Here is a 13,791-nt window from a genome sequence, read left to right on the forward strand (position 1 = left end):
TCACTCAAACACAAGCAAGGGGAAATCCATGGAGCCGGTAATAATCGCCGTCGCGGTGCTGGTATTGCTCAGCCTCGGCATGATCGCGCTGTTCGCCAAGTTCTATCACAAGGTCGAACAGGGCTACGCGATGATCGTCAACACGCTGCGCGCCGAACCTGAAGTCACCTTCACCGGCCGCATGGTCTATCCGATCATCCACAAGGCCGAACTGATGGAAATCTCGCTGAAGACCATCGAGATCGACCGTTCGGGCAGCGAAGGCCTGATCTGCCGGGACAACATCCGCGCCGACATCAAGGTCAAGTTCTTCGTCCGCGTGAACAAGACCGCCGAAGACGTCCTCAAGGTGGCCCAGGGGATCGGTTGCGAGCGTGCCTCCAGCCCGGAAATCCTCGAAGACCTGTTCTCGGCGAAGTTCTCCGAAGCGCTGAAGACGGTCGGCAAGGCGATGGACTTCATCGAGCTTTACCAGGCGCGCGACCGTTTCCGCGACGAGATCGTGCGCCAGATCGGCGACGATCTTTCCGGTTACGTGCTCGAAGATGCCGCCATCGACTACCTGGAACAAACGCCGCTGCAGAAGCTGGATACCAACAACATCCTCGACGCCCAGGGGATCAAGAAGATCACCGAACTGACCGCCGTCGAGCACGTGCGAACCAACGAGCTGCGCCGCAACGAGGAAATGCAGATCAAGAAGAAGGACGTCGAGACCCAGGAAGCGCTGCTCGAACTGGAGCGCCAGCAGGCCGATGCCCAGTCGCGCCAGCAGCGCGAGGTCGCCTCGGTGCGCGCCCGCGAACAGGCGGAAACGGCCAAGATCCAGGCCGAGGAACACACCAAGGCCGAACTCGCTCGTCTGCTCGCCGAACAGGCGATCGCCGTGCAGCAGGAAAACGCCCAGCGCGAGAAGGAAGTGGCAGAAAACAACCGCAAGCGAGCGGTCGCCGTCGAGGAAGAAAAGGTCACCCGCGCCCGCGAACTGGAAATCGTCGACCGCGAGAAGGAAGTCACGCTGCAGCGCATCGACAAGGACCGCGCCGTCGAAGTACAGAAGAAGGCAATCGCCGACGTCATCCGCGAACGGGTCATCGTCGAGCGCACGGTTGCCGAGCAGGAAGAGGCAATCAAGGAAGTCCGCGTCGTCGCCGAAGCCGACCGCACCAAGAAATCGGTCGTCATCCTGGCCGAGGGTCAGGCGGAAGAAAAACTGGTCCTCGAAGTCAAGGCGGCCGAAGCGCAGGAACGCAAGGCGCGGCACAAGGCGGCCGAGGAACAGACCCTGGCCGAAGCCCACCTCAAGGTCGCCGAGAAGGAAGCCGAAGCCAAGAAGCGCGAAGCCGAAGGTGTCGAAGCGCTGGCCGCCGCCACCGGCCTGGCCCAGGCCAAGGTGATGATGGTCACCGCCGACGCCGAGGAAAAGCAGGGCATGGTCGCCGCCAAGGTAAAGATGGCCGACGCCGACGCGGTCAGCAAGTTCGGCTTGGCCGAGGCCGAGGCGCTGCGCGCCAAGCTCGAAGCCGAAGCCCAAGGCAAGGAAAAGCTGGGCCTGGCCGAGGTCACGGTGCGTGCCGCCGACGCCGAGGTCATCGCCAAGACCGGCCAGGCCGAGGCGGAAGTCGTCGAAGCCCGCTTCCAGGCCGAAGCCAAGGGCCTGCGCGAGAAGTTCGAGGCGATGCAGGCGATGAACCCGGCGACGCGCGAACACGAAGAATTCCGCATGCGTCTCGACAACGCGCAGATCGCCACCCTCAAGGCAATCGACGCGCAGACCTCGATCGCCCGCCAGCAGGCGGAAGTGCTCGGCACCGCGCTGGCCAACGCGAAGATCGACATCGTCGGCGGCGAGGGCGATTACTTCGACCGCTTCGTCAACGCCCTGTCGATCGGCAAGGGCATCGACGCGACGATCGGCAAGAGCAGCACGCTGCAGGTGGCGCTCAAGGATCACCTGAGCGGCGACCGCGACCTGGTCGGCGACGTCCGCGACATCGTCGGCGCCCTCGGCGGTTCGGCCGGCGAACTGCAGAATCTCTCGGTCGCCGCCTTGCTGACCAAGGTCATGCGCGACGGCAGCGCCGAACAGCAGGCAGCCTTGCGCACCCTGCTCGCCGGCATCGGCAAGCGCGCCGACTGACGACCGGCGCGATTCTCCGGATACGCTCCGCCCGCCGCCGGGCGGAGCGCTGTGAACCACCTCTAGGGGCGCCCCGCCATGGCTTCCACGAATACGCCTGCACCTGAAATCCCGGCTACCGCGACGACCGACCCGACCGACGCGATGGTCGGCGACAGCGGCAGTTACGAGCTACTGAAGAAACGCCTCGCCGGTCACGGCGACGCGCTGCTGACCCGGACCCAGGCGCTGAACGCGGCGCGCGTCGCCGAATTCGGCCGCAACGAGCAGTCGCTGATCCTGCGCACCCGCGCCCGCACCGAGAACAACTGCGTCGCCCGCGACATCGTCCGCATCGGCGACCGCCTGCTCTTCGGCTACAACGTCTTCATCGGCCTGCGCAAGGAAACCGCGGTCGGCGACGTCTTCGCCCTCTACCGGCTGGCCGAGGCGGGCGGCGGCGACGAACTCGAAGCCCTGCCGCTGACCGGCAGCTTCCTCGAGGACCAGCGCTTCGTTTCCGATTTCCGCGAACTGCACGCCTATTACAAGCAGGCGACGCTGATCCAGTTGCGCGTCACCCAGGACAAGCTGCTCGCCGCCTTCCAGATCGGCCAGCAACTGCACGACCTGCGCGTCTTCCGCTGGAGCCTGGAAAACGACGGCAGCCTGCGCTACATCGACAACCGCGGCGAGCGCGACATGGCGCTGCCGCCGAGCCATGATTTCGAATGGACGCCGACCCGGCGCGAGGACCAGGTCGGCGGCCGCCATCCGCACGTCAACATTCTCGACACGGTCTTCGTCGAAACCATCGGCGGCGACCTGACGGTCAAGATCGAAAACAACACCGAGAGCGGGCTCGGCATCTACAGCGAAGCGGTCGAGGACAAGACGCAGTCGCTCGACGACGCCGAAGTCGCCTACGCCCGGCTCGGCCTGCTGATCCTGCTGCGCATCAAGCCCTACCGCGAGCAGACGGTGCGCTACCTGGTCTACAACACGCGCACGCAAAGCGTCACCCGGATCGACGCCATCGGCGTCTCCTGCATCCAGTTGCCGGAAGACCACGGCATCATCTTTCCCGGTGGCTACTACCTGCAGTCCGGCGAGCACAAGCGTTTCGACCTGCCGGAAGCGATGCTCGACAACCTGCGCTTCAAGCGCGTCCTGCGCTCGCCGAACGGCGAAGACGTGCTCTACGTCTTCTACCAGCCCGGCCTCGGCCATTACGCGCTGTTCACCTACAACCTGATCGACAAGACCCTCGGCGCGCCGATTCTCGGCAACGGCTACGCCCGCTTCCCGGACGGCCGCATCCTGGTCTTCCAGGCCGACGGCGGCGAGCCGACCCGGGTGCACCCGATGCAGTTGTGGCAGACGCCATTCTGCAGCGACGAACACGCCGGCAAGCAGGCCGCCGGCCAGGGCTTTTTCGGCCGCATCGGCAATGCCGACCTGGTGCGCGGCATCTCCGAACTGAACGCGATCGCCCGCGCCGTGCGCGAACAGGTGCCGACGCGCACCGCCTACGAAGACCTGATCCGCCAGTGCAGCCGGGCCCAGGACGCCTATTTCTGGCTATCCGAAGCCGAGGCCGGTGGCCTCGGCGGCGAATTGCAGGCGATCGCCGAAGGCGCCCGGCTGACCCTGGCCGAATTCGAGAAGGTCGACAGCATCCGCCGCGAGACGGCGCAGGCGCTGGCTGCCGCCGAGACCGAGCAGCGCGAGTTGCTGAACCGGATCGCCGGCATGCTGTGGCGCAGTTCGGACGAATTCGTCAGCGCCCTCAACCTGCTGCGCGAACGGCGCGGCCGCCTGCAGCCCCTTAAGGAGCTCCGCTACGCCGACCTGCCGCGGATCGAGGCGATGGATCAGGCGCTGGCCGAGGAACAGAATCGGGTCGGCGAGCGCGCCATGCAATTCCTGGCGACGGCGGACGCCTTTAGCGGCCAGCGCCAGTTGCTCGACGGCCTCGCTGCGCGCATCCCGCAGGCGGCGACCGCCCAGGTGCTCGAGCAGATTCTCGGCGAGCTCGACGCCGTCGCCGCCGGTCTCGATCTGCTGAGCGAACAACTGGGCGGCCTGCCCGGCGGCGACGCCGTGCAGCGCACCGACATCCTCGACCGCATCTCGGCGCTCTACGCCGAAACCAACCGCCTGCGCGCCGAAGCCCGCAACCGCCGGCGCAACCTGGGCAGCGCCGAAGCCGCCGCCGAGTTCGGCGCCCAGTTCAAGCTGTTCGGCCAGACCGTCGAAAGCGCGCTGGAGTTCGCCGACACCCCGGAGAAATGCGACGAAGCGCTGACCCGGCTGCTCGCCCGGCTGGAGGAACTGGAAGGGCGCTTTGCCGAGCAGGACAATTTCCTGGCCGACATCGCCAGCCAGCGCGAAGCCGTCTATGAAGCCCTGTCGGCGCGCCGCCAGAGCCTGCTCGACGCCCGCCAGCGACGCGTTCGCTCGCTCAACGAGGCCGGCGCCCGCATCCTCGACGGCATCCCCCGACGCGTCGCCAAGTTCCAGGAAATTGCCGAAGTTCATGGCTACTTCGCCGCCGACCCGCTGATCGGCAAGCTGCAGAAACTGGTCGAAGACCTGCGCGCGCTCGGCGACGGCGTCGCCGCCGACGACCTCGACACCCGCATCAAGACTGCCCGCGACCAGGCCCTGCGCAGCGTCCGCGACCGCCGCGAACTGCTCGGCGACGACGGCAACACGCTGCGCTTCGGCCGCCATGCCTTCACCGTCAGCCAGCAGGCGCTCGACCTGACGCTGCTGCCGCGCGAACAGGGACTGGCCTGGCACCTGACCGGCACCGATTACTACGATGCGGTGGACGACAGCCGTCTCGCCGCCTACCGCGCCTTCTGGGAACAGCCGCTGGTGTCGGAGACGCCAGCGCTGGCGCGCGCCGAATACCTGGCCGGCAGCCTGCTCCACGCCGCCCTCAACGGCCAGCCCGATGCCCCGGGCTGGGCGGAACTGCGCCAGGCGGCAAGCGGCGACACACCGACCTTGCCGGCGCTGGTTCGCCAACACGCCGCGACGCGCTACCGCGAGGGTTACCAGAAAGGCATCCACGACGACGATGCGGCCCGCCTGCTCGGCGCGCTGATCCGCATGCAGGACGAAGCCGGGCTGCTCGCCTGGAGTCCGCAGCAGCGCGTGCTGGCGCTCCTCTACTGGCAGCACGGCTGCTTCGTCGGCGAGCGCGAGGCGCTGTTGCGCCAGGCGCGCAGCGCGCTGCACCTGCAGCAGCGCTTCGCCGCCGGCGACGCCCTGAGCCGACTCGAAGCCGCCACCGCCCAGGCCCTGCTGCGCTTCGCCCGGGAATTCGCGCCGCCGACGGCAGCGGAGGCCGAGGCACAGTTGCCGGTCCTCTGCGCCCAGGCGGCGGCCTACCTGATCCGCCAACTGGCCGCCGAACGCGGCGAGGCCAGGTGGGTGATCGCCGGCCCGGCCGACGACCTTGCCGACGCGCTATTGAAGGAACTCGAACGCACGCAGCAACTGGCCGACTGGCAGCGCGACCTCGACAGCGCCGAACCGGCCGAACGCTGGCAACTGGTCCGCGCCTGGGTGGCGGCCTTCGCCGCCGCGCACCATGCCGGCGCCGCCGACTGGATCGACGACGCCGCCGGCCGCCTGGCCGTCGCCCTGCCGCGCCTGCGCATCAACGCCGACCTCGCGGTCGGCATCGACGGCCTGCGCAGCGAACACCCGCGCATCGTCGACGGGCGCCTGGCGCTCAACCTCAACGATTTCTGGCAGCGCTTCCACGACCATCGCAGCCGCATCGTTCCCGCCTTCGAGCAGTTCCACCAGTTGCGCCACGAACTGCTCGGTGCCGAAAAGGCCCGCCTGGGCCTCGCCCAGTTCCAGGCCAAGCCGCTGTCGACCTTCGTCCGCAACCGGCTGATTGACGAAGTCTACCTGCCGCTGCTCGGCGACAACCTGGCCAAACAGCTCGGCACCGCCGGCGCCGGCAACCGCACCGACCGCATGGGCCTGCTGCTGCTGATCTCGCCGCCCGGCTACGGCAAGACGACGCTGATGGAATACGTCGCCGACCGTCTCGGCCTGGTCTTCGTCCGCATCAACTGCCCGGTGCTCGGCCACTCGGTCACCGCCCTCGACCCCGCCGCCACCAACGGCGCCGCGCGCCAGGAGCTGGAGAAGCTCAACCTCGGCCTGGCCATGGGCAGCAACGTGATGCTCTACCTCGACGACATCCAGCACACCAGCCCCGAGTTCCTGCAGAAGTTCATCGCCCTGGCCGACGGCACGCGGCGTATCGAAGGCGTCTGGAAGGGCGAGGCGCGCACCTACGACATGCGCGGCAAGCGTTTCGCCGTGGTCATGGCCGGCAACCCCTACACCGAGTCCGGCGACGTCTTCAAGATTCCCGACATGCTGGCCAACCGCGCCGACATCTACAACCTGGGCGACGTCCTCGACGGCCGCGAAGCGCTGTTCGCCCTCTCCTACATCGAGAACAGCCTGACCGCCAACCCGGCACTGCTGCCACTCGCCTCGCGCGATCCGAAGGATGTCCAGCTGCTGGTCCGCCTCGCCGAAGGCGAGGAAATCCCCGGCAGCGCTTTCAGCCATCCCTACAGCGCTCTCGAACAGGAAGAGCTGGTCGCCCTGATGCGACGCCTGTTCCGCATCCGCGACCTGCTGCTCAAGGTCAACCTGGCCTACATCGAGTCGGCGGCGCAGAAGGACGCTTACCGCAGCGAGCCGCCGTTCAAGCTGCAGGGCAGCTACCGCAACATGACCAAGCTCGCCGGCAAGGTCACCGCGATCATGCGCGACGAAGAGATCGACGCCTTGCTGCGCGACCATTACCGCGGCGAAGCGCAGACGCTGACCACCGGCGCCGAGGAAAACCTGCTCAAGCTCGCCGAACTGCTCGGCACCCCAAGCGCCGACGAGCGGGCGCGGTGGACCGCGATCAAGGAAGCCTTCGTCCGCCAGCGCAAGCTGGGCGGCGACGACAGCGATGCCGGCACGCGCATTGCCGCCTCGCTGCTCGACGTGGCTCGAGCCGTCGACGGCCTGAAGCCCGACAGCGCGCTCGCCGAACGCCTGGGCGACGGCCTCGACCGCATCGAGGCCGGGCTGCGCGCGGTCAAGCCGAGCGTCCATGTCGAGTCCGGCGACCTCTCGCAGTTCGCCGGCGTCGTCGGCGACATGGTCAAGGCCTACGAAAAGGTGCTGCTGCCGCTGGTCACCGCGACTTACCACAAGATCCGCCTCGACCACTCGATGTGGGACGAGATGAAGCGGGTCAGCACCTACCTCGACAAGCTCGAGAAGGAAGCCGGCGGCAATCCGCCGCCGGAAAAACCCAAACCCCGGAGCAAACCATGAGCGGCGCAGCGATCAGCATCGAGGACATCCTGGCCCTGCTCGCCGGCGGCATCGCCGATGGCCGGCTGAGCGACGACGAGAAACGCGCGCTGGCCGCCGCCCTGGATGCCGCCGCACTGCGCGACGAGGACCTGCGCCGCTTGCGCAACCACTCCTTCGACCTGGTCCGGGAACGCCTTGCCGACCCGCTGCAACTGGCGCTGCTGAAATGGCTGGAAGGCGTCGTCCGCAGCCTCGACGCCCAGCGCCTGCCGAGCGCGCAAATTGTCCAGGAAGCCAGCTTCAGCCCCGGCGCCGAGTGCCTGCAAACGATCCAGCGCTGCCTGCGCCACGCCCGCCAGCGCATCGACATCTGCGTGTTCACGCTGTCCGACGACCGCATCGCCGAAGAAGTCCTGGCCGCCCACCGGCGCGGCGTCGCGGTCCGCATCATCACCGACAACGACAAGGAGTACGACGCCGGCAGCGACATCTCCCGCCTGCGTGACGTGGGGATCGCCGTCGTCGTCGACCGAACGGAGGCGCACATGCACCACAAGTTCGCCATCTTCGACGGCGAAAAGCTGCTCAACGGCAGCTACAACTGGACGCGCAGCGCCGGCCAGTACAACGAGGAAAATCTGGTGCTCAGCAACGACCGGCAACTGGTCGGGGAATTTTCGGCGCAGTTCGAGAAACTCTGGCGCCAACTGGGCGACTGAGCGCCGCCCCGGCTCAGGCGGCCTTGCTGCCCGGCTGTTCCTGCATCCTGGCCAGCGCCTCGCGGCCGGACAGCAAGTGCTCGTACATCTGCCGCTCGGCGCCCGCCGCGTCGCCGGCCAGCATGCAGGCGAGGATCGCCCGGTGCTCTTCCAGCGATTGCTGCAGGCGGCCTTCCAGCGACAGCGAATGCAGGCGAGACATCTTGAGGACCTTGCGCAGGTCCTGGATCACCGACAGCAGCCAGCGATTGCCGGACAGCTCCTGTATCTTCCGGTGGAATTCCTGGTTGGCCTCGAAGAAGGCATCGACACGCGTGTCGCGCGCCGCCGCTTCGAGCTTCTCGTGGATCGTCCGGAGTGCTGTCAGATCCGCCGCCTTGGCCCGCTTCACGGCCTCCGCCGCGCAGCGGCCCTCGAGGAGGGCGATCAGCGGAAAGATGTCGTCGAGATCCTGGCGGGAGATTTCGGTGACGTAGCAACCGCGGCGCGGTTTCAATTCGACCAGGCCTTCCGAGGCGAGCACTTTCAGGGCTTCGCGCAAGGGCGTGCGCGAGATGCCGTACTGTTCGGCCAGCTTCTGCTCGTCGATCCAGGTGCCGGGCGGCAGTTCGTGAGCGTAGATGCGTTGTCGCAGACGTTCGGCGACTTCCTGGTAAAGCGCGGTGGGAGCGATGCGGTTCATTGTCTCGAAGAGTTGTGAGCCGGACAGGCCGGTGCATTGCCGGCTTGCCTCTGTAATTATGGATACAGTATTATCTAGGGCTGACCATGTCAAGCTGGGCCCTGAAAGCGTAGAATTTTGAATTCTGCATCATCGGCCCGAAAAAATCGAATCGGCGAGAGGTGTTTCATGTCTGAAAAGTTCTTTGATTCCAACAACCTGGATGCCTGGGAAAAGGCTGCAGCAAAACAGTCCCCGGGTGGCGACGTCAACAACCTGGTGTGGAATACCCCCGAAGGCCTTGCCGTCAAGGCGCTGTATACGAAAAAGGACGTCGACGGCCTCGAGTTCGCCGACACCCTGCCGGGCGTCGCGCCTTTCCTGCGCGGCCCGCAACCGACGATGTACGCGGTCAAGCCGTGGACCATCCGCCAGTACGCCGGCTTCTCCACCGCCGAAGCCTCCAACGCCTTCTACCGCAAGGCGCTCGCCGCCGGCGGCCAGGGCGTTTCCGTCGCTTTCGACCTGGCCACGCACCGCGGCTACGACTCGGACAACGCCCGCGTCACCGGCGACGTCGGCAAGGCCGGCGTGGCGATCGACTCGGTCGAGGACATGAAAATCCTCTTCGACGGCATCCCGCTCGACAAGATTTCCGTGTCGATGACGATGAACGGCGCCGTCCTGCCCATCCTCGCCGGTTACATCGTCGCCGCCGAGGAACAGGGTGTCAGCCAGGACAAGCTGTCCGGCACGATCCAGAACGACATCCTCAAAGAGTTCATGGTGCGGAACACCTACATCTATCCGCCCAAGCCGTCGATGAAGATCATCGCCGACATTTTCGGCTACACGGCGCAGCACATGCCGAAGTTCAACTCGATCTCGATTTCGGGTTATCACATCCAGGAAGCCGGCGCCAACCAGGCGATCGAACTGGCCTTCACGCTGGCCGACGGCATGGAATACGTGCGCACCGGCATCGCTTCCGGCATGGACGTCGACACCTTCGCCGGCCGCCTGTCCTTCTTCTGGGCGGTCGGGATGAACTTCTATCTCGAAATCGCCAAGATGCGCGCCGCGCGTCTGCTCTGGCACCGCATCATGTCCGGCTTCAACGCCAAGAGCCCGAAGTCGATGATGCTGCGCACGCACAGCCAGACCTCCGGCTGGTCGCTGACCGAGCAGGACCCGTACAACAACGTCGTGCGTACCACCATCGAAGCGATGGCGGCGGTCTTCGGCGGCACCCAGTCGCTGCACACCAATGCGCTCGACGAAGCGATCGCGCTGCCGACCGAGTTCTCGGCCCGCATCGCCCGCAACACGCAGCTGATCATCCAGGAAGAAACGCACATCACCAACGTCGTCAACCCGTGGGCCGGTTCCTACATGATGGAAAAGCTGACCCAGGACATGGCCGACAAGGCTTGGGGCATCATCCAGGAAATCGAAGCGATGGGCGGCATGACCAAGGCCGTCGAATCCGGCTGGGCCAAGATGCAGGTCGAAACCTGTGCCGCCGACAAACAGGCGCGCATCGATTCGGGCAAGGACGTCATTGTTGGCGTCAACAAGTACAAGCTGGCCAAGGAAGACCCGATCGACATCCTCGATATCGACAACCACGCCGTGCGCGAGGCACAGGTCGCCCGTCTCAAGCAGATCCGCGCCACGCGCGACAGCGCTGCGGTAAACGCGGCGCTGGACGCGCTGACCAAGGCTGCCGAAACCGGCGAAGGCAATCTGCTCGACCTGACCGTCAAGGCAATCCGCCTGCGCGCCACGGTCGGCGAAGTGTCGGATGCGCTGGAAAAGGTCTTCGGCCGTTTCCGCGCCAACAACCAGACCATTTCCGGGGTTTACGGAGGCGTCGTCGAAGGCATGGAAAGCTGGGAAGAGATCAAGGCCGACGTCGCCAAGTTCGCCGAGGAAGAAGGCCGTCGCCCGCGCATCATGATCGCCAAGCTCGGTCAGGACGGCCATGACCGCGGCGCCAAGGTCGTCGCCACGGCCTACGCCGACCTCGGCTTCGACATCGACATGGGTCCGCTCTTCCAGACGCCGGAAGAGGCCGCCCGCCAGGCGATCGAGAACGACGTGCACGCCATCGGCTGCTCGTCGCTGGCCGCCGGCCACAAGACGCTGGTGCCGCAGATCATCCAGTCGCTGAAGGATCAGGGCGCCGACGACATCATCGTTTTCGCCGGCGGCGTGATTCCGGCGCAGGACTACGATGCGCTGTACGCGGCCGGCGCCAAGGCGATCTTCGGCCCGGGCACCCGGATCGAGGATTCGGCCAAGCGCGTGCTCGAAGAAATCCGCAAGGCACGCGGCTAAGGCCGGGATGAAACTGGACGAGGCGCCGGTGCAGGCGAATCTCCTCTCGGACGCCGACCGGCAGTTGGTCGATGGCGTGAGCCAGGGTCAGCGCCGGGCGCTGGCCAAGGCGATCACGCTGATCGAGTCGACCCGCGCCGATCACCAGCGGCGCGCTCAGCAGGTGCTGACCGCGCTGCTGCCGAAGACCGGCGGCGCGATCCGGGTCGGCATCTCGGGCGTTCCCGGGGCCGGCAAATCCACCTTCATCGAGGCGCTCGGCGTCTGGTTGATCGAGCAGGGCAAGAAGCTCGCCGTACTCGCCGTCGATCCGTCGTCGTCGGTCTCCGGCGGTTCCATCCTCGGCGACAAGACACGCATGGAACTGCTCAGCCAGCGCGAGGAAGCCTTCATCCGCCCCAGTCCGTCGGCCGGTTCGCTCGGCGGCGTTGCCGAGAAGACGCGCGAAGCCATGCTGCTCTGCGAAGCGGCCGGCTACGACGTGATCATCATCGAGACCGTGGGGGTCGGCCAGTCGGAAACGACGGTCGCCGGCATGGTCGACATGTTCTGCCTGCTGCAGTTGCCGAACGCCGGCGACGACCTGCAGGCAATCAAGAAGGGTATCGTCGAGATCGCCGACATGGTGGTCATCAACAAGGCCGACATCGACAAGCAGGCTACCGCCGTTGTCCGTGCCCAGTGGCGCAATGCGTTGCACATGCTGCGCCCGGCCTCGCCCAACTGGGCACCGCCAGTGATCGCGCTGTCGGCGCTGCACAAGCTGGGCATCGCCGAGTTCTGGGCCGAAGTAGAGAAATACCAGGCGGCGCTCAAGCCGACCGGCGAATTCGCCGCCAAGCGCCAGCACCAGTCGCTGGCCTGGATGTGGCAACTGATCGACGCCGGCCTGCGCCAGCATTTCCGCAATCATCCGCGCGTGCAGGAAAACCTGCCCGCGCTGACCCGTTCCGTCGAAGCAGGATATACGACCCCGGCCGCCGCCGCGTATGCGCTGCTCGACTATCTGAAACACTGATCACCCGTTCCATTGAGGGAGTTTTTCCATGCATGACATCATCCGCCAGCTTGAGAAGAAGCGTGAACTGGCCCGCCTCGGCGGTGGCCAGAAGCGTATCGACAGCCAGCACAAGAAGGGCAAGCTGACCGCCCGCGAACGCATCGAACTGTTGCTCGACCCGGAGTCCTTCGAAGAATGGGACATGTTCAAGGAGCACCGCTGCGTCAACTTCGGCATGGACCAGGCCGAGAAGACCCCGGGCGACGGCGTCGTCGTCGGCTACGGCACGATCAACGGCCGTCTCGTCTTCGTCTTCTCGCAGGACTTCACCGTCTTCGGCGGCTCGCTGTCGGAAACCCACGCCGAGAAGATCTGCAAGGTCATGGACCAGGCGATGAAGGTCGGCGCCCCGGTGATCGGCCTCAACGATTCGGGCGGCGCCCGTATCCAGGAAGGCGTTGCCTCCCTCGGCGGTTACGCCGACGTCTTCCAGCGCAACGTGATGGCCTCCGGCGTCGTGCCGCAGATCTCGATGATCATGGGCCCCTGTGCCGGCGGCGCGGTGTACTCGCCGTCGATGACCGACTTCATCTTCATGGTCAAGGACTCGTCCTACATGTTCGTGACCGGTCCGGAAGTGGTCAAGACCGTCACCCACGAAGACGTCACTGCCGAAGAACTGGGCGGCGCCGTCACCCACACCAGCAAGTCCGGTGTGGCCGACCTCGCCTTCGAGAACGACGTCGAAGCGCTCTCCATGCTGCGCCGCTTCATGAACTTCATCCCGGCCAACAACAAGGAAAAGCCGCCGGTCACGCCGACCAACGACCCGGTCAACCGCTTCGACTATTCGCTCGACACCCTGGTGCCGGACAACGCGAACAAGCCGTACGACATGAAGGAATTGATCATCAAGGTGGTCGATGACAACGACTTCTTCGAACTGCAGGCCGACTACGCCAAGAACATCATCATCGGCTTCGGCCGCATGGACGGCCACCCGGTCGGCATCGTCGCCAACCAGCCGCTGGTCCTGGCCGGCTGCCTGGACATCAAGTCGTCGATCAAGGCCGCCCGCTTCGTCCGCTTCTGCGACGCCTTCAACATTCCGGTCGTCACCTTCGTCGACGTCCCGGGCTTCATGCCGGGCACGCAACAGGAATACGGCGGCATCATCAAGCACGGCGCCAAGCTGCTCTACGCCTACGCCGAATGCACCGTGCCGAAGGTCACCATCATCACCCGCAAGGCCTACGGCGGTGCCTACGACGTGATGTCGTCCAAGCACCTGCGCGGCGACGTCAACCTCGCCTGGCCGTCGGCTGAAATCGCCGTCATGGGCCCGAAGGGCGCGGTCGAGATCATCTTCCGCGAAGAAAAGAACGACCCCGCCAAGCTCGCCCAGCGCGAAGCCGAGTACAAGGAAAAGTTCGCCAATCCGTTTGTCGCCGGCGCCCGCGGCTTCATCGACGACGTCATCATGCCGCACGCCACGCGCAAGCGGATCGCCCGCTCGCTGGCCATGCTGCGCGACAAGAAACTCGAAAATCCGTGGCGCAAGCACGGCAATATTCCTCTGTAAGCGTCAGGGAGA

At 65.9% G+C, this 13,791-nt stretch carries 7 protein-coding genes; 6 read left to right on the forward strand and 1 reads right to left on the reverse strand.

Annotation, left to right across the window (positions count from 1 at the left end; genetic code table 11):
- Positions 1-28: 28 nt before the first annotated feature.
- The 3 genes from AC0KWY_RS13225 (at position 29) to AC0KWY_RS13235 (ending at position 8,196) form a co-directional block, all read left to right on the forward strand.
- Positions 29-2,140, forward strand: a complete 2,112-nt coding sequence (locus AC0KWY_RS13225) for a flotillin family protein (RefSeq protein ID WP_474025961.1) — start codon at positions 29-31, stop codon at positions 2,138-2,140.
- A gap of 78 nt (positions 2,141-2,218) precedes the next feature.
- Positions 2,219-7,495: a DNA repair ATPase gene (locus tag AC0KWY_RS13230; protein ID WP_474025962.1), complete on the forward strand. Its 5,277-nt coding sequence runs from the start codon at positions 2,219-2,221 to the stop codon at positions 7,493-7,495.
- Positions 7,492-8,196 (forward strand): phospholipase D-like domain-containing protein, encoded by a 705-nt coding sequence (locus AC0KWY_RS13235; protein ID WP_474025963.1) that lies wholly within the window; start codon positions 7,492-7,494, stop codon positions 8,194-8,196. Before AC0KWY_RS13230 ends, AC0KWY_RS13235 begins: the two co-directional genes overlap by 4 nt.
- Positions 8,197-8,209: 13 nt before the next feature.
- On the opposite strand, the gene AC0KWY_RS13240 is transcribed toward AC0KWY_RS13235, so the two are convergent.
- Positions 8,210-8,878 carry a GntR family transcriptional regulator gene (locus AC0KWY_RS13240; protein WP_474025964.1) on the reverse strand — a complete coding sequence of 223 codons (669 nt, stop codon included), beginning with the start codon at positions 8,876-8,878 and terminating at the stop codon, positions 8,210-8,212.
- Positions 8,879-9,046: 168 nt separating this feature from the next.
- Here AC0KWY_RS13240 and scpA point away from each other — a divergent pair, with 168 nt between their 5' ends.
- From scpA to AC0KWY_RS13255, 3 genes are read left to right on the forward strand one after another with little or no spacing between them, the layout of a single operon-like run.
- On the forward strand, positions 9,047-11,197 hold the full coding sequence (gene scpA, locus AC0KWY_RS13245; protein ID WP_474025965.1) for a methylmalonyl-CoA mutase: 2,151 nt from the start codon (positions 9,047-9,049) through the stop codon (positions 11,195-11,197).
- Positions 11,198-11,204: 7 nt separating this feature from the next.
- Positions 11,205-12,215, forward strand: coding sequence for a methylmalonyl Co-A mutase-associated GTPase MeaB (gene meaB, locus AC0KWY_RS13250; RefSeq protein ID WP_474025966.1), 1,011 nt, complete (start codon positions 11,205-11,207; stop codon positions 12,213-12,215).
- 28 nt (positions 12,216-12,243) lie between these two features.
- The gene (locus AC0KWY_RS13255; protein ID WP_474025967.1) at positions 12,244-13,779 is read left to right on the forward strand and encodes an acyl-CoA carboxylase subunit beta; all 1,536 of its coding nucleotides are present in this window, start codon (positions 12,244-12,246) and stop codon (positions 13,777-13,779) included.
- Positions 13,780-13,791 lie beyond the last annotated feature (12 nt).

This window comes from Azonexus sp. MM2026_4 (assembly GCF_055901855.1).

Bases quoted from the DNA above. Each gene is read 5' to 3' on its own strand.
- AC0KWY_RS13255 (WP_474025967.1), top strand. From the start codon at position 12,244: ATGCATGACATCATCCGCCAGCTTGAGAAGAAGCGTGAACTGGCCCGC.
- AC0KWY_RS13240 (WP_474025964.1), bottom strand. From the start codon at position 8,878: ATGAACCGCATCGCTCCCACCGCGCTTTACCAGGAAGTCGCCGAACGT.
- meaB (WP_474025966.1), top strand. From the start codon at position 11,205: ATGAAACTGGACGAGGCGCCGGTGCAGGCGAATCTCCTCTCGGACGCC.
- AC0KWY_RS13235 (WP_474025963.1), top strand. From the start codon at position 7,492: ATGAGCGGCGCAGCGATCAGCATCGAGGACATCCTGGCCCTGCTCGCC.
- scpA (WP_474025965.1), top strand. From the start codon at position 9,047: ATGTCTGAAAAGTTCTTTGATTCCAACAACCTGGATGCCTGGGAAAAG.
- AC0KWY_RS13225 (WP_474025961.1), top strand. From the start codon at position 29: ATGGAGCCGGTAATAATCGCCGTCGCGGTGCTGGTATTGCTCAGCCTC.
- AC0KWY_RS13230 (WP_474025962.1), top strand. From the start codon at position 2,219: ATGGCTTCCACGAATACGCCTGCACCTGAAATCCCGGCTACCGCGACG.